Source organism: Streptomyces sp. NPDC014676 (assembly GCF_043084105.1).
In the GTDB taxonomy this organism is placed as follows: Bacteria; Actinomycetota; Actinomycetes; order Streptomycetales; family Streptomycetaceae; genus Streptomyces.
Window position 1 is genome coordinate 270,459 of the sequence record NZ_JBIBZI010000007.1, and the last position, 22,464, is coordinate 292,922.

Genomic DNA, 22,464 nt, shown 5'->3' on the forward strand with positions numbered 1-22,464 from the left:
AGGTAGTGTTTGGCTGTATGAACACGGGGAGTGACAAGCCTGGCGAGGCCGCCGTGGCGGCCCACGGGGCGACGGTGGACGACAGCGAGAGCGAGGCCGAGCGAGGGCTCGGCTCGAGGGCACCGGAATTCATCAAGGCGCGCCGCGCGCTGCATCTGAGCTGGCAGGTCGGCGTCTTCGTCGTCGGCCTGGCGGTCGTGGTGGCCGGCATCATCATGCTGCCGCTGCCAGGACCGGGCTGGGTCGTGATCTTCGGCGGCATGGCGATCTGGGCGACCGAGTTCGTCTGGGCCCAGCTGGTGCTGCGCTGGACCAAGCGCAAGGTCACCGAGGCGGCGCAGCGCGCCCTGGACCCCAGAGTGCGGCGCCGGAACATCATCCTGACCTCGATCGGCGTGGTGATCATCGCGGTGCTGGCCGGGATCTACCTGTGGAAGTTCGGTCTCCAGATGCCCTGGAAGATCAAGGACCAGTGATCCGCGGCGGGGGTCGCGCAACCCGGCCCCCGCCGGTCACGGGCACCCCGTGACATGGGGTAATGTTCTTCCTGCGTCCGGGCGATTAGCTCAGTGGGAGAGCGCTTCGTTCACACCGAAGAGGTCACTGGTTCGAACCCAGTATCGCCCACCGGATCACCAGGCGGCCCGGCTCACGAATCGTGAGCCGGGCCGCCTCGTCGTGTGCGGTCGGCGTGGCGCGTCCGCGGCGGGGTGTCGCCGGGTGAGGACCCTCCCGGTGTCCCCGGGGCCTTCCGCTTCCGGCCGTCTTCATCCAACCGTGACCTTCCGCCGTACCCGTCCCGGTGGGCTCCGGCATGTTCGGCCGGTCGGCCGCAGGGCTGTCATCTGGGCGTTTACGGCCGGGCTGAGCCCTGCGGGCGAGCCGGCCGCCGCCGGTGCCGGATCGCGGCGCCCATGAATTCCTGTCCGAATCATTGACGCGCCCGTAAGCCCTCCGTAACTTGTGCCAGCAAGCGCTTACTTGAAACGATTCATGAGGCGGACGCGAACGTCGCGGGGAGGCTCATATGCAGCAGGGCGGGAATGTGGAGAGGCGGACGATCCTCAAAGCGGCGGGGGCCTCGCTGGCCGTCGCGGGAATCGGCGCGGCGGCCACCGCCTGCGGTGGCGGCAGCGGCTCGGGGGACGGGACGGTGACGATCCGTTACGCGTGGTGGGGCGGCGAGCCGCGCACCATCGCCATCAAGAAGACGATCGCGCTCTTCGAGAAGAAGTTCCCGAAGATCAAGATCAAGCCTGAATTCACCGACTACGAAGCGTTCTGGGAGAAGTTCCAGACCCAGGCGTCCGGCGGGAATCCGCCGGACGTTTTCCAGAATGCGGTCGGCTTCCTGCGTAAGTACGACAAGCGCGGTGTTCTGCTGGACCTCAAGTCGCAGGCGGACGCCGGAAACCTGAGCCTGGACAACTTCCGCAACGGCGTCCTGGCCAACGGTCAGGTCGACGGCAAGCAGATCGCCGTCCCCGTCGGCGCCAACACCATGTCGCTCGTCATCGACCTCAAGGCCTTCGAGAAGGCAGGCGTGCAGGCGAAGTTCGGCTGGACCTGGGACGAGTACTTCGACGCGCTGCAGACGATCCAGGACAAGCTGAAGATCGCCGGTGACACCGGCTACTTCAGCATCATGTACCTCTACGACCTCTACCTGCGCCAGAACGGCAAGGCCTTCTTCACGGACACCGACCTCGGCTTCACCGAGGACGACCTGACGCAGTGGTGGGAGGACGGCTACAAGCGCGTGCGGTCCGGGCTCGTCGCCGACCCGAAGAAGGTCGAGCAGGTCAAGCCCAAGTCCGCGCTCTCCGCGGGCCTCGCGGCGTCCGAGTTCACCTGGGACAACTTCTCCATCCGCTACGAGGGCGAGGGCGAGTCGGACTACGGGCTCGCGCCGATCCCCACCACGGACGGCAAGGCCACCGGCCAGTACCTCGGCTCGCTGATGCTGAGCGCCTTCTCGGGGACCGAGCACCCCAAGGAAGTCGCCCAGTTCATCGACTTCATGGTCCACGACCCCGAGGTCGGCAAGATCATGGGCTACGACCGGGGCATCCTCGCCACCACCGAGCAGTACGAGGCGTTCACGCCCGCCGACGACAACAACAAGGGCGTCAAGGCGTACGAGGAGCAGGTCGCCGAGGCCGGCGTCCTCGGCAAGATCACCCCGCACCCGTCGGGCGCCGACGTCATCGAGGCCGCGTTCCTGCGCATCGGCGGTGAGGTCGCCCAGGGCAAGACCAAGCCGGCCGACGCCGCCAGGGCACTGTTCGGCGAGGCCAAGGCCGCGTTCGCCGGCTGAGGGGACGTACCACCATGACGCTCGTCAAGGAAGTGCCCGCGCGCCCGGCCGGGAAGCGGCCCGCCGCCCCCGCCGCCGGGCGGCGCGGGCGGCGCCGCGAGACCCTCGCGGGCTATCTGTTCATGTCGCCGTGGATCGCGGGGTTCCTGCTGCTCACGGCGGGGCCGATGATCGCGTCGCTCTACTACGCGTTCACCAGTTACAACCTGTTCACACCGCCCCAGTGGGTGGGCCTGGACAACTTCACGACGATGTTCCAGGACCCGCGCTGGCAGAAGTCGGTGGAGGTCACCCTCAAGTACGTCGTCGTGGCGACCCCTCTGAAACTGCTGCTCGCGCTCGGCATCGCGCTGCTGCTCGCGCAGAAGCGGCGCGGACAGGGCCTGTACCGGGCCGCGTTCTACATGCCCTCGCTCGTCGGCGCCAGCGTCTCCGTCGGCTTCGTGTGGCGGGCGCTGTTCTCGGACGACGCGGTCGTGGACCGTACGCAGAAGGTCCTCGGTTTCGACGTGGGCGGCTGGATCGGCAACCCGGACTACGTCATCTACGCCCTGGTGGCCCTCAGCATCTGGCAGTTCGGCGCGCCCATGGTCATCTTCCTGGCCGGCCTCAAGCAGGTCCCGCAGGAGCTGTACGAGGCCGCCGAGATGGACGGTGCCGGACCGCTGCGCAGGTTCTGGAACGTCACCCTGCCGATGATCTCCCCGGTGCTGTTCTTCAACGTGCTGCTGGAGTCCATCCACGCGTTCCAGGTGTTCGGCTCCGCCTACGTCGTCTCCGACACCCGGTGCGGGCCCGCCGACGCCACGCTCGTCTACACCTGTTACCTCTACCAGAAGGGCTTCAAGGAGGCCCAGATGGGCTTCGCCTCCGCGATGGCCTGGACGCTGGTGATCGCGGTGGCGCTCGTGACGGCGGTCCTGTTCTGGTCGCAGAAGAAGTGGGTGCACTACGAGGAGGCCGCCAAGTGACCAGTGCCACCAGCCCCGCCCTGCCCGCGGCGAACGAGCGACGGCGCCTCGGATCGATCGCCTGGCACGTGGGCGCGCTCCTCGTCCTCGCGGTCGTCCTCTATCCCGTGATCTGGGTGGTCGGCGCCTCGTTCAAGCCGAGCAAGGACATCATCGCCAGCCTCGACCTGCTGCCCACCGCGCCGGTCTGGGAGAACTTCTCCGGGCTCGCCGACGGCATCTCCGGCATCTCCATCGGCAGCTTCTTCTGGAACTCGCTGGTGTACGCGGTCCTCGCCGTGGCCGGTGTCGTCCTGTCCAGCTCGCTGACCGCGTACGCCTTCGCCAAGATCCGGTTCGCCGGGCGGAACCTGCTCTTCACGCTGATGATCGGAACGCTGCTGCTGCCGTACCACGTGCTGCTCATCCCGCAGTACGTGCTCTTCCGCAACCTGGAGCTCACCGACACCCTGGTGCCGCTCGTCGCGGGCAAGTTCCTGGCCACGGAGGCCTTCTTCGTCTTCCTGATGGTGCAGTTCATGCGCGGACTGCCCGGGGAACTGGACGAGGCCGCCAAGCTCGACGGCTGCGGGCACCTGCGCACCTACTGGTCGATCGTGCTGCCGCTGAGCCGGCCCGCGATCATCACCAGCGCGATCTTCACCTTCATCAACGCCTGGAACGACTTCATGGGGCCGCTGATCTACCTCAACACCCCCGAGAAGTACACCGTCTCGCTCGGCCTGATGATGTTCCGCGACCAGGAGGGCGTCTCCAACTACGGCAGCATGATCGCGATGTCGCTGGTGGCGCTGGTGCCGGTCATCGCCTTCTTCATGGCCTTCCAGCGCTACCTCATCGACGGCATGGCGACCTCCGGACTGAAGGGCTGAGGCGGTCACCATGGCGCAAGCACGCGTGAAGGCCCGTACCGCGCGCGGGGAGTCCGTGTCCGGCGAGCGCTTCGGGGTCTTCGCCGAGTGCCTGCTCACCGGCGTGTGGATCGCCGTGGCCTGCCTCGGGGTCGTCACCTACCCCGCGGCCTTCGCCGCCGCCGCGCGGCACCTGCGGCGCCGTACCACCCACCAGGGCGGTGGCCTGCGGGAGTTCGTCACGGACTTCCGTACGGCCGTGCGCGGCGGGTGGGCCGTCGGGCTCGCCGGGTGGGCGGTGGCCGCAGCGGTGTGGGTGGACGTCCTGGCCGCGCGGGCCGGACTCCCCGGCGGGCCGCTCGTCGGGGCCGTCGGTGTCCTCGCGCTGATCGCGGCCGCCGTGGCCCTGCTGCGGGCGGCCGCGGTCTGGACGCCCGGCACCACCTGGCGGGCTCTGCTCGCGGACGCCGGGCGGCGCACCGTGCTCGACCCCGCCGGATCCTTCCTGGTCGTCTGCGGGCTGGCCGTCGTGGCCCTGTCCGCGGGGTTCGTCCCGCCGCTGGCGGTCCCCGTCCTGGGGGCCGTCGCGGCGGCGGCCGTCGCCGTGGAGGAGCGGTACCGGCGCCGCTGACGGGCGGTGCCCCTTCTCGAGGCCGGCGCTCCGGCGCCGGACCTCTGTCTGTCATGCCCTTGACGCCACCTTGCACTGCCGCAACGGAAAGGAAAGGCCATGTCCCCCATCCCCCGCCGATCCCTGCTCAAGGCGGCCGCCGTCGCCGGAGCCGCCGCCCAGTTCAGCTGGGCCCTGGGAACGCCGAACGCCGCCGCCGCGCCCCGCGCGGAAGCCGCCGACGCCGACCCGGTCACCCTCGACTGGCTGGAGGACGGCGGCCTCGGCGCGGCCCCCGGCTCCACCGTCGGCGTGCCCTGGCCCAAAGGCGCCCACCAGGAGGACCAGACCTTCGCGCTGACCGACGCCGACGGGAAGTCCGTCCCCGTCCAGTCCTGGCCGCTCGCCTACTGGCCCGACGGCTCCCTCAAGTGGACCGCGCACGCCGTGAGTTCGGGCTCCGGCAAGCTCACCCTGACCACCGGGGCGCCCGCGGCGCCCGAGAAGAAGGTCACCGTCGACAGGCGCGGCGGCACCATCGACGTCTCCACCGGCGTCATCACCGCCAGGATCGGCACGTCCGGCTCCACGATCGTCAAGTCGGTCACCCGCGGCTCCACCGAGATCGCCAGGAACGGCCGCCTCGTCGTCCTGCGCCAGCCCGAGTACGAGGACGGCGACCAGACCACCGTCAGGACCGAACGCTTCGACGGCGCCGTCACCGACGTCACCGTCGAACAGGACGGCCCCGTCCGCGCGGTCGTCCGTATCGACGGCAAGCACCGCAAGGGCCACCGCGACCTGCTGCCCTTCTCCGTCCGCCTCTACTTCTACGCCGGCGCCGACTCCTTCCGCATGGTGCACACCATCACCTACGACGGGAAGCAGGAGCCCGGCAAGGCGAGCGGCGACTTCATCCGCGGCCTCGGCGTCCGCTTCACCGTCCCCCTGCGCGACGAGTCCTACGACCGCCACATCCGCCTCGGCGGCGAGGGCACCGGCCTGCTCCGCGAGGCCGTCAAGGGCATCACCGGACTGCGCCGCGACCCCGGTGCCGCCGTCCAGGCGGCCCAGTTCGCCGGCGAGAAGCTCCCCGACCCCGCCACCTGGGACCAGCGGGTCACCACCCGCCTGCAGTACATCCCCGAATGGGGCGACTACACCCTCTCCCAGCTCTCCGCCGACGGCTTCACCGTGCGCAAGCGCACCAAGAAGGGCTACGGCTGGATCGGCGCCGGCGGCGGCCGGCGCGCCTCCGGCTTCGGCTACGTCGGAGGGGTCGGCGGCGGCCTCTCCTTCGGACTGCGCGACTTCTGGGAGAAGCACCCCGCCCAGCTCGACATCCGCGACGCCCACACCGACGAGGCCGAGGTCACCCTCTGGCTCTGGTCACCCGAGGCCCAGCCCATGGACCTGCGCTTCTACCACGACGGCATGGGCCAGGACACCTTCCCCGAACAGATCGAGGGCCTCAACATCACCTACGAGGACTACGAGCCCGGGTTCGGCACCCCGTACGGCATCGCCCGCACCTCCGAACTCCTCTTCTGGGCCAACGCGTCCACCCCGAGTGCCGAGAAGCTCGCCGAACAGATCGAGGCCGTCCGCGTCCTCCCGCAGCTCGCCGCCCCGCCCAGGCAGCTCGTCGCCGCGGGCGTCTTCGGCAAGGGCCTGTTCGCCGAACCGGACCGCTCCACCCCCGCCAAGGCCAGGATCGAGGACCACCTCGACTTCCTCTTCACCTACTACAAGGACCAGGTGGAACAGCGCCGCTGGTACGGCTTCTGGGACTACGGCGACATCATGCACACCTACGACACCGTGCGGCACCAGTGGCGGTACGACGTCGGCGGCTACGCCTGGGACAACTCCGAACTCTCACCCGACCTGTGGCTCTGGTACGCGTACCTGCGCTCCGGCCGCGCCGACATCTTCCGCTTCGCCGAGGCGATGACCCGCCACACCGGCGAGGTCGACGTCTACCACATCGGCGAGTGGGCCGGCCTCGGCACCCGCCACGGCGTCCAGCACTTCGCCGACAGCGCCAAACAGCAGCGCATCGCCAACACCACCTACCGCCGCTACTACTACTTCCTCACCGCCGACGAACGCGTCGGCGACCTCATGCACGCCAACGTCGACTCCGACGAGACCTTCCTCGCCCTCGACCCCCTGCGCAAGATCCGCACCGAGCCGTACACGCCCGACCGCAACGCCCTGTCGATCGGCTTCGGCACCGACTGGAGCGGACTGGTCTCCGCCTGGCTCACCGAGTGGGAACGCAAGGGCCCCAAGTGGGAGAAGGCCAGGGCCCGCGTCCTGTCCACCATGGAGACCATCGCCGCCCAGCCCAACGGCTTCGTCCAGGGCAGCGGCCTGTACGACCTCGACACCGGCAGGTTCGCCGTCGCCGACACCCCGAAGGTCGAGGTCTCCCACCTGTCGGCCGTCTTCGGTCTGAACGAACTCTGCGCGGAACTCATCGACCTCGTCGACCTGCCGGAGTTCAACGAGGCCTACTACGACTACTGCCGCTACTTCAACGCGAGCAAGACGGAACAGGCCGCCCGCTACGGCTCCCACTTCGGCAGCCTGATCCTCTTCCAGGGCCACTCCCGCCTCGACGCCTACGCCGCCGTACGGACCGGCGACGAGAAGCTGGCCGAGAGGGCCTGGCAGAAGTTCTACGACTCCGACGGCTACAAGGAGTCGGCACCCTGGAAGACCGGGAGGATCAGCGGCCCGACGGCCCTGGTCGCCGGCAGTGAGGCCGCCTGGGTGTCCACCAACGACACCGCGCTCTACGGTCTCGCCGCCATCGAGCTGCTGTCGCTGCTCGGGGACCGGATGCCGTAGACGCACACAACGGGCGCGGACGGGAACACTGCGACCATGGACTGGAACCATTACCGCTTCCGCAGTCTGTGGACCCTGTCCGCGCCCGCCCCGGTGGTCTACCGCGTCCTGGAACGGATCGAGGACTACCCCCTGTGGTGGCCCCAGGTACGGGACGTCACCAGGCTCGACGACACCAGTGGGATCGTCACGATCCGCTCCTTCCTGCCGTACGACCTGACCTCGACCGTGCGGGAGGGCCGGCGCGACCCGGAGACCGGGATCCTGGAGGCCGGCCTCTCCGGCGACATCGACGGCTGGGCCCGCTGGACCGTCACCCGCCTGGGACCCCACGGCTGCCTCGCCCACTACGAGCAGGAGGTCGACGTCCGCACACCGCTGCTGCGCCTGCTCGCCGTGCCCGGACGGCCCGTCCTCCGCGCCAACCACGCGCTGATGATGCGGGCCGGCCGGCGCGGCCTGGCCGCCCACCTGGAAGCGGTTTGAAGGAACCCTCCCCGGACCTGTATTGTTCAGTGCGTTCCCGGGCGATTAGCTCAGTGGGAGAGCGCTTCGTTCACACCGAAGAGGTCACTGGTTCGAACCCAGTATCGCCCACCGGGAAAGCCGGTCCGTCCCCGACGGACCGGCTTCTTGCATTCCCCGCGGTGCTCTCACGCCGCCGCCGACAGGTCCGGACGCAGCGGCCACGCCGGGTCCACCACCTCGTCCGTGCCCGTGCGCGCGAACCACGCCTGGAGCCCCCGCGCCTGCGCCGCGTGCCACACCGCCTGCAAGGGATGCAGCTCGGCGGGGGACAGCCGCTCCAGCCGGGACGCGAAACGCCGCCCCACCGCCCGGGTCACCTCCAGCGCCGCCACAGCGTCCGCCGCCGCGTCGTGCGCCCCCGCCAGCTCGACCCCGTAGTGCGCGCACAGATCGGTCAGCGTGCGCCGGCCCTTGCGATAGCGGTCCAAGTGCTTGTCCAGCACCCACGGGTCCAGCACCAGCAGTGGCGTCCGCTCGAACCAGCGGTCCAGCGACGACGCGCGGTGCCGGCGCAACTCCCGGTCCAGCAGCGTCAGATCGAACGGCGCGTTCATCACCACCAGCGGCCGGCCCACCCTGGCCTGCTCGGCCAGCGCCTGGGCCATCTCGTACATCACCGGCGCCGGCCAGCGGCCGTTGCGCTGCAGGTGATCGTCCGTCAGTCCGTGCACCTCCGTCGCCGCGGCCGGCACCGGCACCCCCGGATTCACCAGCCAGCGGGTCACCCGCGGCCGGGTGCCCGGCGCGTCCTGCACGACGAGAGCGGCCGACACGATCCGGTCGGTCTCGACGTCCACACCCGTCGTCTCCGTGTCGAAAGCGGCCAACGGCCCTTCGTACCAGCACGCCATACCCAACAACCCCTCGTCCACCAGCGGCAGTGGACGCACCGTCCACTGCCCGAACCGGTGATACCCGGCCTGTTTGCGCCGTACGCCGGAAGGAGACAACAGGAGTACGGATCCGCGCAGTTCAGCGGTCCGCAGCGGGGATACACCAGTTGGGAAGGCTGTTGGCCATGGCCATAGCGCAGCCCGAGCGGGGCGGGCTGCTGCCCGAGCGCGCCGCACCCGCCCGCGGCTCTCTCGCCACCACCGCCTGCATGGAGACACTGCAGGTCGGCTATCTGCACGCCGTCGCGGCCGCGGCCGGCTGCTCGTTGTCCCAGCCGTTCCCGGACAACGGCATCGACTGGCACGTCAGCCACAGCGCGCCCGGACACACCGTCGACGACGAGGTGACCATCAAGGTGCAGCTCAAAGCCACATACCAGGTCCCTCCGGACCCTCCGGGCCGCTTCTTCTCCTTCACCCTCGACAACGACCACCTGGCGAAGCTCGCCCGCACGCCCGTGTCGGTGCACAAGATCCTCGTGGTGATGATCGTCCCGCGCTCGCGGGACCAGTGGCTGCGGGCCGGGCACGACCGGCTCGACCTGAGGCACTGCTGCTACTGGACCAACCTCGCCGGACAGCCGGTCACCGGCCGGCGCCGCACGACCGTGCGGATACCGACCTCACGCATCTTCGACGACCGTGCGCTGTGCGAGATCATGACGCGGGTCGGGACGGGAGGGACACCGTGACGCATCGCTCGACAGACGAACCCCTGAGGCCCGTGCGTCCCCATCCCGCCGACGCCGCCCGGGAGGCCGCGCCGCCCGAGCCCGGCGCGGTCGACCCGGCCGTGCTCGCCGCCCTGCTGCGGCGGCACGGCTGGCAGCGGCGCGGCGGCGCCCCCGGTCGCTACGGCCGCTGGACGCCGCCCGGACCGGGCGGCTCGGGCACCAGCCTGCTGGTGCCCGAGAGCCGTGCCTTCCCCGACAGCGAGGACCTGCTCGGCGAGGCCCTGCTCGCCCTGACCCGCAGCGGCACGCCCTCCGCCCGCGAGGTCCTCCTCGCTCTCGCCGTCCCCAGCGACGAGATCCGCTGGTGGCGCGATGTGCCGTCCGGCCCCGGGGACTCCGCCCCCTGGACCGTCGAGGAGCGGCTGCGCAGCGCCGCCCGCGCCGTGCTGCTCGCCGCCGCGCTCACCACGCGCGCGCGGGCCGGCTACCACGGCGCCCGGCACCGGCGTGCCGCCGCCGCCTCCCTGGCGAACGTCCTGGTCGGCCCCGCGCCCGGCGGTCGCCGGCTGACCGCGTTCGTGCCCGTCGCCACCGGCCGTCCGCTCGCCGTATGCCTGCACCAGGCGCTGCACGCCACCCGCGAGGCCGTCGACTACCGGCGGGCCACCGGCGGCATGGACGCCTTCGACTCCGCCGTGGAGGCGGGGGTCAGCCACGAGCTGACCGAGGCGCTGGTCGCCCTGGTACGGGGCTCGGAAGGCGCCCGGATCGCCGTGGAGTGGGCGCCGGCCGCCGGCGTCCCCGAGGGCTGCGCGGCCCCGGCCGAGCCCGTCGAGTTCTCACCCGGCGACCTGCCCGCCCTGCGCGAGGCCGGCCTGCGCTACCTCCGGGCCGAGCCGTCCGTGCCGGTGCTGATCACCGGCACGGTGGTGCGGATGCGCAGGTCGGGGCCGCGCGGCGCGGGCACCGTACGGCTGCGGGTGCTGGCCGGCGCCGAGGTCCCGCACGTCCGGATCGCCCTGGAGGAGGAGGCGTACCGCATCGCCGGACACGCCCACCTCGTCGGACTGCCGGTCCGGGTGCACGGCCGGCTGGAGAGCCGGGGCGGCTTCCGGCGCCTCACCGGGGCGGGCGAGGTGGTGCCCGTACAGGTCGACGACGCGGAGCGGGACCGCCTGATGAAGGCGCTCCAGGAGGACCTCGACTTCTTCGAGGAGGCCTGCGGCGGGGAATGATTTCGCGGTGGGCGGCCCGGGGTCGGTACGATCGCACCCATGCGTGCGCTCCGGTATGGCGCCGCGACCACAGCCTTCAGTCAGGAGAGACCGGTGTCAGACGTCCGTGTGATCATCCAACGCGATTCCGAGCGGGAAGAACGCGTGGTGACGACGGGCACTACGGCCGCCGAGCTCTTCGCCGGCGAGCGCTCGGTGATCGCCGCGCGCGTGGCCGGTGAGCTCAAGGACCTCTCCTACGAGGTCAAGGACGGCGAGACCGTCGAGGGAGTCGAGATCTCCTCCGAGGACGGTCTGAACATCCTGCGCCACTCCACCGCGCACGTCATGGCCCAGGCCGTGCAGGAGCTGTTCCCCGAGGCCAAGCTGGGCATCGGCCCGCCGGTCAAGGACGGCTTCTACTACGACTTCGACGTCGAGAAGCCCTTCCACCCCGATGACCTCAAGGCCATCGAGAAGAAGATGCAGGAGATCCAGAAGCGCGGGCAGCGCTTCTCCCGCCGCGTGGTGACCGACGAGGCCGCCCGTGAGGAGCTCGCCGACGAGCCGTACAAGCTGGAGCTGATCGGCCTCAAGGGCTCCGCCTCGCACGACGACGGCGCGGACGTCGAGGTCGGCACCGGCGAACTGACGATCTACGACAACCTCGACGCCAAGACCGGCGAGCTGTGCTGGAAGGACCTCTGCCGGGGCCCCCACCTGCCCACCACCCGGAACATCCCGGCGTTCAAGCTGATGCGCAACGCCGCCGCCTACTGGCGGGGCAGCGAGAAGAACCCGATGCTCCAGCGCATCTACGGCACCGCCTGGCCCAGCAAGGACGAGCTCAAGGCCCACCTGGAGTTCCTCGCCGAGGCCGAGAAGCGCGACCACCGCAAGCTCGGCTCCGAGCTCGACCTGTTCTCCATCCCGGAGCAGATCGGCTCCGGCCTCGCCGTCTTCCACCCCAAGGGCGGCATCATCCGCCGGGTCATGGAGGACTACTCCAGGCGCCGCCACGAGGAGGAGGGCTACGAGTTCGTCTACACCCCGCACGCGACGAAGGGGAAGCTCTTCGAGACCTCGGGCCACCTGGACTGGTACGCCGACGGCATGTACCCGCCCATGCAGCTCGACGAGGGCGTGGACTACTACCTCAAGCCCATGAACTGCCCGATGCACAACCTGATCTTCGACGCGCGCGGGCGGTCCTACCGTGAACTGCCGCTGCGCCTGTTCGAGTTCGGCACCGTGTACCGGTACGAGAAGTCGGGCGTGGTGCACGGCCTGACCCGGGCCCGCGGCTTCACCCAGGACGACGCGCACATCTACTGCACCCGTGAGCAGATGTCGGAGGAGCTCGACAAGACGCTCACCTTCGTCCTCAACCTGCTGCGCGACTACGGCCTGACCGACTTCTACCTGGAGCTGTCCACCAAGGACCCGGAGAAGTTCGTCGGAACCGACGAGGCCTGGGAAGAGGCCACCGAGACGCTGCGCCAGGTCGCCGAGAAGCAGAACCTGGAGCTCGTGGCGGACCCGGGCGGCGCCGCCTTCTACGGCCCGAAGATCTCCGTCCAGGCCAAGGACGCCATCGGCCGCACCTGGCAGATGTCGACCATCCAGCTCGACTTCAACCTGCCGGAGCGCTTCGACCTGGAGTACACCGCCGCGGACGGCTCCAAGACCCGCCCGGTCATGATCCACCGCGCGCTGTTCGGCAGCATCGAGCGCTTCTTCGCGGTGCTCCTGGAGCACTACGCGGGCGCGTTCCCGGCGTGGCTCGCTCCGGTCCAGGCGGTGGGCATCCCGGTGGGCGACGCCCACGTGCAGTACCTGGAGGAGTTCGCGGGCGAGGCACGGCGGAAGGGGCTGCGCGTCGAGGTGGACTCCTCCTCGGACCGGATGCAGAAGAAAATCCGCACGCAGCAGAAGCAGAAGGTCCCGTTCATGATCATCGTCGGTGACGAGGACATGCACGCGGGTACGGTGTCGTTCCGCTACCGCGACGGCTCGCAGGAGAACGGCATTCCGCGTGACCAGGCGCTGGCGAAGCTCGTTGATGTGGTGGAGCGCCGGATCCAGGTGTGATGTGCTCCCCGCCGTTGCGGGGGTGATCCGATCGGCATGAAACAAGGCACGGTCGCCGGCGCATGCTCCCCGCTGCAGCGGGGCTCTGTAGGCCCTCGGGTTTCCCGGGGGCCTTTTCCGCGGTCCTCCGGCGAAGCCATATGCTGCACGCATGACGAGTGAGCCTGAGCAGCAGTGGGGAGTGGGGACGCAGGACGCGTTCCAGCGTCTGTGGACGCCCCATCGGATGGCGTACATCCAGGGCGAGAACAAGCCGAGCGGCCCGGGCGCCGACGACGGCTGCCCCTTCTGCTCGATCCCGGCCAAGTCCGACGAGGACGGCCTGATCGTCCGGCGTGGCGAGCTGGTCTACGCGGTGCTCAATCTGTACCCCTACACCGGCGGCCACACCATGGTCGTGCCCTACCGTCACGTCGCCGACTACACCGACCTGACCGACGCGGAGACCGCGGAGCTCGCCGAGCTGACCAAGCAGGCGATGACGGCTCTGCGCACGGCCTCCGGGGCCCAAGGGTTCAACCTGGGCATAAACCAAGGCACGGTCGCGGGCGCGGGCATCGCCGCCCACCTGCACCAGCACATCGTCCCCCGCTGGGGTGGCGACACGAACTTCATGCCGGTGGTCGGCCACACGAAGATCCTGCCCCAGCTCCTGGCGGACACGAGGAAGATGCTCGCGGAGGCGTGGCCTGCATCAACCAGCCCGTCTGGGGGTCTCCCCTCTGGGGGAGTTTGAGGACGAGGCCGTTCAGGCCGATGGGGGGTCTGGGGGCGCAGCCCCCAGAGCCCGTCACCGCGACGTACCCGCAGCCGCCCGACCGCCGGAGGCCTACGCGTCGTACACGTCGGCCTTCCTGGGCGCGGCATCCTGCACCGCGGCGCTGAGGGACGACGACCGCGCACCGAACTTCTCCGTGTCCACCCCGTTCTCCTTCAGCACCTTGATCGCTGCCGAGTGCACCACCCGCAAAACCGGTGTGGCCGCCCGCAACGCGTCGTCCGCCATGAACCGGTGCCGCCACGGCCTGTCCGCCCACGCGTGCCGCAGACCGAACGGCTCCGGCAGGCTCAGCTTGCCGCCCAGCCAGTACAGCAGCGGCGGGTACCAGGTCAGCGGCGCCCGCGCGGCCAGGCGTACCACCTCGTCCGAGTCGACCAGCGGGAGCTTCACCTTCCGGGTCTCCCAGAACCTGATCGACTTCTGGACCTCCTTCTCCTTGGCCGCCGGCTTGCTGGTGAACAGCGAGTGCACCGGCCCCAGCGCGTGCCCGGTGACCTCGATGCGCAGCGTCTCGTGCAGCACGGTCACGGTGATCAGCATGGTGAGCACCAGCTGACCGTCCCACAGCGTCCACTGCACGCCCAGGTAGTGCCGGTCGCCCGCGCCGAACTGCTGCTTGTTGCAGATGTCCTGTATCGCGTGCGGCTTGACCTGGTACGCCTCGACGTCGGTGCCCTCGGGCCGGGAGACCGCGTCGGCGTTCTCCCCGATGGGTGTGACGATCCAGTGCCGTACCGACGGCTTGGGGAAGCCGCCGGTGTGCAGCGGCCCGCGCTCCAGCATCCGCAGCCGGTCGTAGATGGCCTTGATGACGTCCCAGCTGCGGAACGGGTTGATCTCCCGGTCCGGGTCGGCGGGCACCAGGTCCTCGGCGAGCTGCCAGCTCCCCCAGCGGGTGCCCATGCCGAGTATGCCCTTGGGCCCGGCGTAGAAGACGGAGTTGGACTGCTGTTCGGCGCTGAGCCGGGCCAGGGACTGGCGCAGTTGCTCGGCGGCCGTCTCACCGGGGCTGCTCGGCACCGCCTCGGGCACCTTGGCGCCGACGCTGCTCCCGGAGAGCAGGCCGGCCCAGCGCTCGCGCAGGTCCCTCGCCGTGCGCTCGCAGATCCGCTTGGCCCAGAACCAGCCCAGCACCGGGGCGACGACCGCCGCGCGCGCGTACCAGCCCCAGAAGCCGTCGAACGGCATGCGGATCAGGAACAGCACGGCGAGGGCGCCCACCGCGACCAGCAGGGTGGTGGCCAGCGCGCCCGCCCGCTTGTCCTCGCGCCTGGACATCGTCGTACGGATCTGGAAGACCAGCAGCCATACGAGCAGCCCGGGCAGGAAGAGCAGTCCGCACAGGACCATGATGGCGCTCAGCCAGTTGTCCCGCTCGCGGCGGATGCGGTGCGCCGCCAGCGAGTGCTCGACCACCACCTGCGGCTGGGCGCCGAAGGACTGGATGAGCGGCGCGCGGCCGGAGCCGAGCATCCGGTCGATGATCGCCCTGGAGAACGCCTCGCCCAGGTTCGGCCGGAACAGCTTCAGCCTGGGTGCGCTCACGGCCGACTTGTGCCATTCGCTGTTGGCCTTGAGTATCTCCTCGGCCTCGTTGTCCCGGTAGGCCGCCGAGGCCAGCGCGAACGTCGGCGTCTGCCCCTCGTCGCCCGTGCGCGGCACCTGCGGACCGAAAAAATCCGCGTAACCGCTCTCAACGGTCATTCCCGCCCCCGATCGCCGCGACTGTCGTCTTGCGGCCTTCCCGACTTCCTTGCTGCGCACACCTGTTGATCAGGTCTTCAGCGTATCCGTACCCACTGTCGTCCGTAGGCGGACGGCCGAAGCCGTCCGTCACCACGGAGTGAGGCATTCCGAAGCCGTCCCGGTGCGAGGGGCGTACGCGGGCGCCCGCCGGGTCTCCCGGGGGCGCCCGTCGCCGGTTACGAGGCGGTACGCGCCTCTTCCTTGACCCGTTCCGCCACGTTCGACGGCATGGGTTCGTGCCGCGCGTACCGGCGGCTGAACCGGGCGGTGCCGTGCGAGAGGGAGCGCAGGTCGACGGCGTACCGGCCGATCTCGATCTCCGGGACCTCGGCCTTGACGAGGGTGCGTCCGCCGGGCGACTGCTCGGTGCCGAGCACCCGGCCTCGGCGGCCGGACAGGTCGCTCATCACGGGGCCGACGTAGTCGTCGCCGACCAGGACGCTCACCTCGGCCACCGGCTCCAGCAGATGGATCCTCGCGTCCGCGGCCGCCTCCCGCAGGGCCAGCGCGCCGGCCGTCTGGAACGCGGCGTCGGAGGAGTCCACGGAGTGCGCCTTGCCGTCGAGGAGTGTCACGCGGACGTCGGTCAGCGGATGTCCCGCGGCGACTCCCCTGACGGCCTGGGCCCGTACGCCCTTCTCGACGGAGGGGATGAACTGCCGAGGTACGGCGCCGCCGACCACCTTGTCGACGAACTCGATGCCCGAGCCGTTCGGCAGCGGCTCCACCTCGATCTCGCAGATGGCGAACTGGCCGTGCCCGCCGGACTGTTTGACGTGCCGTCCGCGCCCGGCGGCCCTGCCGCCGAACGTCTCCCTGAGCGACACCCGGTGCGGCACGGCGTCGACCTGGACGCCGTAGCGGTTGCGCAGCCGCTCCAGGGCCACGTCCGCGTGCGCCTCGCCCAGGCACCACAGCACCACCTGGTGGGTGTCCTGGTTCTGTTCCAGCCGCATCGTCGGGTCCTCGGCCACCAGCCGGGACAGGCCCTGCGAGAGCTTGTCCTCGTCGGGTTTGCTGTGCGCCTGGATCGCCAGCGGCAGCAGCGGGTCGGGCATGTCCCACGGCTCCATGAGCAGCGGGTCGTCCTTGGCGGACAGGGTGTCGCCGGTCTCCGCGCGGCTGAGCTTCGCCACACACGCGAGGTCGCCCGCGATGACGTGGGAGACGGGCCGCTGCTGCTTGCCGAACGGGGTGGACAGCGCGCCGATCCGCTCGTCGACGTCGTGGTCCTCGTGCCCGCGGTCGGCGAGCCCGTGCCCGGAGACGTGGACGGTCTGGTCGGCGCGCAGGGTGCCGGAGAAGACCCGGACCAGGGAGAGCCGGCCGACGTACGGGTCGGAGGAGGTCTTCACGACCTCGGCGACCAGCGGGGCGTCGGGGTCGCACGGTTTCAGCTCGCGCGGCCTGCCGTCGACGGTGGTCACGCTCGGGGTGCCGTGCTCCAGCGGGGTCGGGAAGCCGCCGGTGACCAGCTCGAGCAGTTCGACCGTGCCGAGTCCCTGGCGGGCGCCGTCGGCGGCGGGCGCGGCGGCCAGGACGGGGAAGAACACCCCGCGCGCGACCGCCCGTTCCAGGTCCTCGATCAGCGTCTTGACGTCGATCTGCTCGCCGCCGAGGTAGCGGTCCATGAGGGTCTCGTCCTCGCTCTCGGCGATGATCCCCTCGATGAGCCGGCCGCGCGCCTCCTCCATCCGCGGGAGCTGGTCCTCGCCGGGCTCGGACTCCTTGCGCTCGCCGGTGGAGTAGTCGAACAGCTTCTGCGACAGCAGTCCGGTCAGGCCCGTCACGGGCGCGTGCCCGTCGGGCCCCTCCGGGCCGTGCAGCGGCAGGTACAGCGGCAGTACGGCATCGGGGTCGTCGCCGCCGAACGTCTCCGCGCAGACGCGGGTCATCTCCTCGAAGTCCGCGCGGGCCGCCTCCAGGTGCGTGATGACGATGGCGCGCGGCATGCCGACCGCGGCGCACTCGTCCCACACCATGCGGGTGGTGCCGTCCACGCCGTCCGAGGCCGAGACGACGAAGAGGGCCGCGTCCGCCGCCCGCAGACCGGCCCTGAGCTCCCCGACGAAGTCGGCGTATCCGGGGGTGTCCAAGAGGTTGACCTTGATGCCGTCCCATTCGAGGGGCACCAGGGAGAGCTGTACGGAGCGCTGCTGCCGGTGCTCGATGTCGTCGTAGTCGGAGACGGTGCCGCCGTCCTCCACGCGGCCCGCCCGGTTCACCGCCCCCGCGGTCAGCGCGAGGGCCTCCACCAGGGTCGTCTTGCCCGATCCGGAGTGGCCGACCAGCACCACATTCCGTACGGACGTGGGGTGGTCGGCCGGCTGAGCCCTGCCGGCGGCTCCGGGGTGTGTGTGCGCCTTGTCGCCCATGATCCTGCCTCCCGTGCACGGTGAGGTCACTGTGGGCGCGGACCCGCGGAATCCGCGTGCGGTGCGGCTCCGGCGACGCCCGCGGTCCTTCGAGCTTTCCACTCCCGTCACGGCGCGTCCATACGAACGACGCGATCCCGACGTCCGGCCCTGCCCGCGGCGGTGCGAACCGCCTCGTGGGCCGGGGTCCGCCCGGCGGCCGGGCGGGAGGAAACCGGCGGTGCCCCGCGGCCCGGATGCGCGGAGGGCGACGGGGTGCCCCGCGCGTGGGATCCCGGTGGGACGAAGCCGGGAGCGGGGGAGCGTGCGGCCGCAGGGCGGGGGAGGGGGCCGACGGGACGGGGGTCCCCTCCCGCGTGGGGGAGGGACCCCCGCTCGAGCGGAGCCGGGCGTGGGGAGTCGGTGAGTGACGACGACGCGGCTCGGGGTGTCCCACATCCTTCAGACAGCGGGGGAGCGTGTACCGGGCCCCGCGTCCGCGGAGCGGTCCGCGGGACAGTCCCCGTCCCGCCTTCGCGCGGGTGCAGCGGGTGGCGGCCGGTGTGTGCCGGGGTGAGGGCGTCGTGGCCCCGCTCCCACGCGGGTGCGGGGGCGGACGTCGGCACCGGTCGGCGTCGACTCCGGCGGCCCCGGCCCGTGCGGGACGTGCCGGGGTGAGGGCGTCGTGGCCCCGCTCCCGCGCGGGTGTACGGGTGCCCCGCCGCCGCCCGCGCGTGTGCGTGGCTACGATTGGGCCCGCCGGGTGGCCAGCAGGGGCCGCGCGGCCCCACCGACCGTCGGGAAGGCCATGCTGAACAAGTACGCGCGTGCATTCTTCACGCGTGTCCTCACACCGTTCGCCGCGTTTCTCATCCGACGGGGGGTCAGCCCCGACACGGTCACCCTCATCGGCACCGCGGGAGTGGTCGCGGGCGCGCTGGTCTTCTACCCCAGGGGCGAGTTCTTCTGGGGCACGGTCGTGATCACGCTGTTCGTGTTCTCCGACCTCGTCGACGGCAACATGGCCCGCCAGCTGGGCCGCTCCAGCCGCTGGGGCGCCTTCCTGGACTCCACCCTGGACCGGGTCGCCGACGGAGCGATCTTCGGCGGCTTCGCCCTCTGGTACGCCGGGGGCGGTGACGACATCGCCCTGTGCGCGGTGTCGATCTTCTGCCTGGCCAGCGGCCAGGTGGTGTCGTACACCAAGGCGCGCGGCGAGTCGATCGGCCTGCCGGTCGCCGTCAACGGACTGGTCGAGCGGGCCGAACGGCTGGTGGTCTCGCTGGTCGCGGCCGGTCTCGCGGGCCTGCACGCGTTCGGTGTACCCGGCATCCAGTACCTGCTGCCGGTCGCCCTGTGGATCGTCGCCGTCGGCAGCCTGGTCACGCTGATCCAGCGGGTGGTCACCGTGCGCCGCGAGTCCGCCGAGGCGGAGGCCGCGGAGCGGCCGGAGGCCCAGGGGAGCGAGGCCGCGAAGTGAGCGCCCAGGAGCGGCTGGCCGACGCCCTGTACGGCGCCGGCTGGGGCACCGTCAAGAGACTCCCCGAGCCGGTCGCCGCGCGCCTCGGCAGGACCATCGCCGACCTCGCGTGGAAGCAGCGCGGCAAAGGCGTGCTCCGGCTGGAGGGCAACTACGCGCGCGTCGTGCCGGACGCGGGCCCGGAGCGGCTGGCCGAACTCTCCCGCGCGGGGATGCGGTCGTACCTGCGCTACTGGATGGAGTCCTTCCGGCTGCCCGCCTGGAGCCCCGAGCGCATCGCGGACGGCCTCGACGTCAAGGACCTCCACCACCTGACCGACGGCATGGCGGCCGGCAAGGGCGTCGTCCTGGCGCTGCCGCACCTCGCCAACTGGGACCTCGCCGGCGCCTGGGTCACCACGAAGCTCGGCATACCGTTCACCACCGTCGCCGAGCGGCTGAAGCCGGAGACGCTGTACGACCGTTTCGTCGCCTACCGCGAGGGCCTCGGCATGGAGGTGCTGCCGCACAGCGGCGGCTCCGCCTTCGGCACCCTGGCCCGGCGGCTGCGCGACGGCGGACTGGTCTGCCTGGTCGCCGACCGCGACCTGTCCTCCTCCGGTGTCGAGGTCGGCTTCTTCGGCGAGACCGCCCGGATGCCGGCCGGACCCGCCCTGCTCGCCCAGCAGACCGGGGCCCGGCTGCTGCCGGTGACCCTCTGGTACGACGACTCGCCGGTGATGCGGGGCCGGGTCCATCCGCCGGTCGAGGTCCCCGAGTCAGGTACGCGCGCGGAGAAGACGTCTGTCATGACACAGGCGCTGGCCGACGCCTTCGCCACGGGGATCGCCGACCATCCGGAGGACTGGCACATGCTGCAGCGCTTGTGGCTGAGGGACCTCGACCCCGCGCGGGACCCCGCGACCGCCCCCGAGCAGGACCGGAAGGGAACCGCGTGAGGATCGGCATCGTCTGCCCGTACTCCTGGGACGTGCCGGGAGGCGTCCAGTTCCACATCCGTGACCTGGCCGAGTACTTCATCCGGCTCGGTCACGAGGTGTCCGTCCTCGCCCCGGCCGACGACGACACCCCGCTGCCGCCGTACGTCGTCTCGGCGGGCCGCGCGGTGCCGGTGCCGTACAACGGCTCGGTGGCCCGGCTCAACTTCGGTTTCCTGTCCGCCGCGCGGGTGCGGCGCTGGCTGCACGAGGGCGCCTTCGACGTCGTCCACATCCACGAGCCGACCTCGCCCTCGCTGGGCCTGCTGACCTGCTGGGCGGCCGAGGGGCCGATCGTCGCCACCTTCCACACCTCCAACCCGCGCTCCCGCGCGATGATCGCCGCGTACGCGATCCTCCAGGCCGCCCTGGAGAAGATCAGCGCGCGGATCGCGGTGAGCGAGTACGCCCGCCGCACCCTCGTCGAGCACCTGGGCGGCGACGCGGTGGTCATCCCCAACGGCGTCGACGTCGACTTCTTCGCCAAGGCCGAGCCCAAGCCGGAGTGGCAGGGCGACACCATCGGCTTCATCGGCCGCATCGACGAGCCCCGCAAGGGCCTGCCGGTGCTGATGAAGGCCCTGCCGAAGATCCTCGCCGCCCGCCCGCAGGCCCGCCTGCTGGTCGCCGGACGCGGCGACGAGGAGGAGGCGGTCGAGTCGCTGCCCCGCGAACTGCGTCCGCGCGTGGAGTTCCTCGGCATGGTCAGCGACGAGGACAAGGCCCGCTTCCTGCGCAGCGTCGACCTGTACGTGGCACCCAACACCGGCGGGGAGAGCTTCGGCATCGTCCTGGTCGAGGCGATGTCGGCGGGTGCGCCGGTGCTCGCCTCCGACCTGGACGCGTTCGCGCAGGTCCTCGACCGGGGAGCGGCGGGCGAGCTGTTCGCCAACGAGGACCCGGACGCCCTCGCCGAGGCGGCCGTACGGCTCCTGGAGGACCCGGAGCGCCGCGCGGAGCTCCGTGACCGCGGCAGCGCCCACGTCCGCCGCTTCGACTGGTCGACGGTCGGCGCGGACATCCTGTCGGTCTACGAGACGGTGACGGCGGGCGCGGCGGCGGTGGCGACGGACGACCGCGCGACGGGGCTGAGGGCACGGTTCGGCCTGGCACGGGACTAGGGACCTGCCCGGCGGACCATGCCGCGGGCGCGGGCGCGGGGGCCGGTACGCCCCTCCCCGGAGGGACCCCGGCGCGTCGACGCACTCTTCCACCTTGCGGCCCGGGTGAGCGGGGCCCCATCGCCCCGCTCACCCGGGCCGCAAGACGCCGCCGGTTCCCTCCGGCCTGATCCGCCGGGCGGGCCCCGGGGCCCGCCCGGACCGTTCCCGCCTGCAGCGCGACGCCTGGCACGTACTCCCGCGGAGGGGGATCCCAGGCGCGTGGCCCGCCCTCCGGGCGGACGGCGGGAAGGGGCGGACAGGTCCTGGGGACGGGGCCGCCCGGGCCGCAAGGGGTCCGGGGGCGCAGCCCCTTGAGAGCGCCCCGGTAGCCTTGCCGCCCGTGACCGCAACCCTCATCTGGATCCTCGTCGCCCTCGTCGTCATCGGCCTCTACCTGAGCTGGACGGCGGGACGCCTGGACCGGCTGCACGCCCGGATCGACGCCGCCCGGGCCGCGCTCGACGCCCAGCTGCTGCGCCGTGCCTCCGTGGCGCAGGAACTGGCCACCTCGGGCGTGCTCGACCCCGCCGCGTCGATCGTGCTCTATGAGGCCGCGCACGCCGCGCGGCAGTCGGTCGAGGAGCACCGTGAGGTCGCGGAGAGCGAGCTCAGCCAGGCGCTGCGCGCGGTGTTCGGCGACGCGCAGCAGGTGGACGCGGTCCGGGAGGCTCCCGGGGGCGAGGAGGCGGCCCTGGAGCTCGCCGAGGCGGTGCGCAGGGTGCCGATGGCCCGCCGCTTCCACAACGACGCCGTACGGGCGGCACGGGCGCTGCGCCGGCACCGCAAGGTGCGCTGGTTCCGGCTGGCCGGACACGCGCCCTTCCCGATGGCCTTCGAGATGGACGACGAGCCGCCTGCCGCCCTGGTCGAGCGGGCCGCGTGACGGCGGGATCCGGCCACCCGGCCGGACCGCCACCGACCGAAAAGGATCCACCGGCTTCTCATTGGCCCTTGCTGT

At 71.3% G+C, this 22,464-nt stretch carries 18 protein-coding genes and 2 tRNA genes; 17 read left to right on the plus strand and 3 right to left on the minus strand.

From position 1 onward, the window contains the following. Positions 1-17: 17 nt before the first annotated feature. The 9 genes from ACF1DX_RS21770 (at position 18) to ACF1DX_RS21810 (ending at position 8,202) form a co-directional block, all read left to right on the plus strand. On the plus strand, positions 18-476 hold the full coding sequence (locus tag ACF1DX_RS21770; protein ID WP_391792783.1) for a TIGR02611 family protein: 459 nt from the start codon (positions 18-20) through the stop codon (positions 474-476). Between the two features lie 79 nt (positions 477-555). Beyond that, positions 556-627, plus strand: a tRNA-Val gene (locus tag ACF1DX_RS21775). Between the two features lie 400 nt (positions 628-1,027). After that, positions 1,028-2,317 (plus strand): ABC transporter substrate-binding protein, encoded by a 1,290-nt coding sequence (locus ACF1DX_RS21780; protein WP_391792784.1) that lies wholly within the window; start codon positions 1,028-1,030, stop codon positions 2,315-2,317. 14 nt (positions 2,318-2,331) lie between these two features. After that, positions 2,332-3,288 carry a carbohydrate ABC transporter permease gene (locus tag ACF1DX_RS21785; protein ID WP_391792785.1) on the plus strand — a complete coding sequence of 319 codons (957 nt, stop codon included), beginning with the start codon at positions 2,332-2,334 and terminating at the stop codon, positions 3,286-3,288. Further along, positions 3,285-4,160, plus strand: coding sequence for a carbohydrate ABC transporter permease (locus ACF1DX_RS21790; RefSeq protein ID WP_391792786.1), 876 nt, complete (start codon positions 3,285-3,287; stop codon positions 4,158-4,160). The genes ACF1DX_RS21785 and ACF1DX_RS21790 overlap by 4 nt, the downstream gene beginning before the upstream one ends. Positions 4,161-4,170: 10 nt before the next feature. Further along, the gene (locus ACF1DX_RS21795; RefSeq protein WP_391792787.1) at positions 4,171-4,770 is read left to right on the plus strand and encodes a hypothetical protein; all 600 of its coding nucleotides are present in this window, start codon (positions 4,171-4,173) and stop codon (positions 4,768-4,770) included. Positions 4,771-4,869: 99 nt separating this feature from the next. After that, a complete protein-coding gene (locus tag ACF1DX_RS21800; RefSeq protein ID WP_391792788.1) occupies positions 4,870-7,605 on the plus strand; it encodes a Tat pathway signal sequence domain protein in 2,736 nt (911 codons plus the stop codon). 36 nt (positions 7,606-7,641) lie between these two features. Then, positions 7,642-8,091 (plus strand): SRPBCC family protein, encoded by a 450-nt coding sequence (locus ACF1DX_RS21805; RefSeq protein WP_391792789.1) that lies wholly within the window; start codon positions 7,642-7,644, stop codon positions 8,089-8,091. Between the two features lie 39 nt (positions 8,092-8,130). Continuing rightward, positions 8,131-8,202, plus strand: a tRNA-Val gene (locus ACF1DX_RS21810). A 56-nt stretch (positions 8,203-8,258) separates the two neighbouring features. On the opposite strand, the gene ACF1DX_RS21815 is transcribed toward ACF1DX_RS21810, so the two are convergent. Next, the gene (locus tag ACF1DX_RS21815) at positions 8,259-8,984 is read right to left on the minus strand and encodes a 3'-5' exonuclease (protein WP_391792790.1); all 726 of its coding nucleotides are present in this window, start codon (positions 8,982-8,984) and stop codon (positions 8,259-8,261) included. A 167-nt stretch (positions 8,985-9,151) separates the two neighbouring features. Here ACF1DX_RS21815 and ACF1DX_RS21820 point away from each other — a divergent pair, with 167 nt between their 5' ends. From ACF1DX_RS21820 to ACF1DX_RS21835, 4 genes are all read left to right on the plus strand, one after another. Beyond that, positions 9,152-9,718: a DUF4365 domain-containing protein gene (locus tag ACF1DX_RS21820; RefSeq protein ID WP_391792791.1), complete on the plus strand. Its 567-nt coding sequence runs from the start codon at positions 9,152-9,154 to the stop codon at positions 9,716-9,718. Then, complete coding sequence (locus tag ACF1DX_RS21825; RefSeq protein WP_391792792.1) at positions 9,715-10,935, plus strand: hypothetical protein; 1,221 nt, start codon at positions 9,715-9,717, stop codon at positions 10,933-10,935. The genes ACF1DX_RS21820 and ACF1DX_RS21825 overlap by 4 nt, the downstream gene beginning before the upstream one ends. A gap of 93 nt (positions 10,936-11,028) precedes the next feature. Next, entirely contained in the window at positions 11,029-13,005 is a 1,977-nt protein-coding gene (thrS, locus tag ACF1DX_RS21830; protein ID WP_391792793.1) for a threonine--tRNA ligase, read from the plus strand. Positions 13,006-13,156: 151 nt separating this feature from the next. Beyond that, the gene (locus ACF1DX_RS21835) at positions 13,157-13,741 is read left to right on the plus strand and encodes an HIT family protein (RefSeq protein WP_391792794.1); all 585 of its coding nucleotides are present in this window, start codon (positions 13,157-13,159) and stop codon (positions 13,739-13,741) included. A 93-nt stretch (positions 13,742-13,834) separates the two neighbouring features. Here the strand turns inward: ACF1DX_RS21835 and ACF1DX_RS21840 are convergent, their stop codons facing one another. Together ACF1DX_RS21840 and ACF1DX_RS21845 are read right to left on the minus strand one after the other, a co-directional pair. Beyond that, the gene (locus tag ACF1DX_RS21840; RefSeq protein ID WP_391792795.1) at positions 13,835-15,490 is read right to left on the minus strand and encodes a hypothetical protein; all 1,656 of its coding nucleotides are present in this window, start codon (positions 15,488-15,490) and stop codon (positions 13,835-13,837) included. A gap of 218 nt (positions 15,491-15,708) precedes the next feature. Further along, positions 15,709-17,907 (minus strand): elongation factor G-like protein EF-G2, encoded by a 2,199-nt coding sequence (locus ACF1DX_RS21845; protein ID WP_391792796.1) that lies wholly within the window; start codon positions 17,905-17,907, stop codon positions 15,709-15,711. A 787-nt stretch (positions 17,908-18,694) separates the two neighbouring features. Here ACF1DX_RS21845 and pgsA point away from each other — a divergent pair. The 4 genes from pgsA to ACF1DX_RS21865 all read left to right on the plus strand — a co-directional run bounded on the left by pgsA (position 18,695) and on the right by ACF1DX_RS21865 (position 22,389). Beyond that, on the plus strand, positions 18,695-19,366 hold the full coding sequence (gene pgsA / locus ACF1DX_RS21850) for a phosphatidylinositol phosphate synthase (protein WP_391792797.1): 672 nt from the start codon (positions 18,695-18,697) through the stop codon (positions 19,364-19,366). Next, entirely contained in the window at positions 19,363-20,304 is a 942-nt protein-coding gene (locus tag ACF1DX_RS21855; protein WP_391792798.1) for a phosphatidylinositol mannoside acyltransferase, read from the plus strand. Before pgsA ends, ACF1DX_RS21855 begins: the two co-directional genes overlap by 4 nt. Further along, positions 20,301-21,464, plus strand: a complete 1,164-nt coding sequence (locus ACF1DX_RS21860) for a glycosyltransferase family 4 protein (RefSeq protein ID WP_391792799.1) — start codon at positions 20,301-20,303, stop codon at positions 21,462-21,464. The genes ACF1DX_RS21855 and ACF1DX_RS21860 overlap by 4 nt, the downstream gene beginning before the upstream one ends. 382 nt (positions 21,465-21,846) lie before the next feature. Next, on the plus strand, positions 21,847-22,389 hold the full coding sequence (locus tag ACF1DX_RS21865) for a hypothetical protein (protein WP_391792800.1): 543 nt from the start codon (positions 21,847-21,849) through the stop codon (positions 22,387-22,389). The last annotated feature ends 75 nt before the right edge of the window (positions 22,390-22,464 follow it).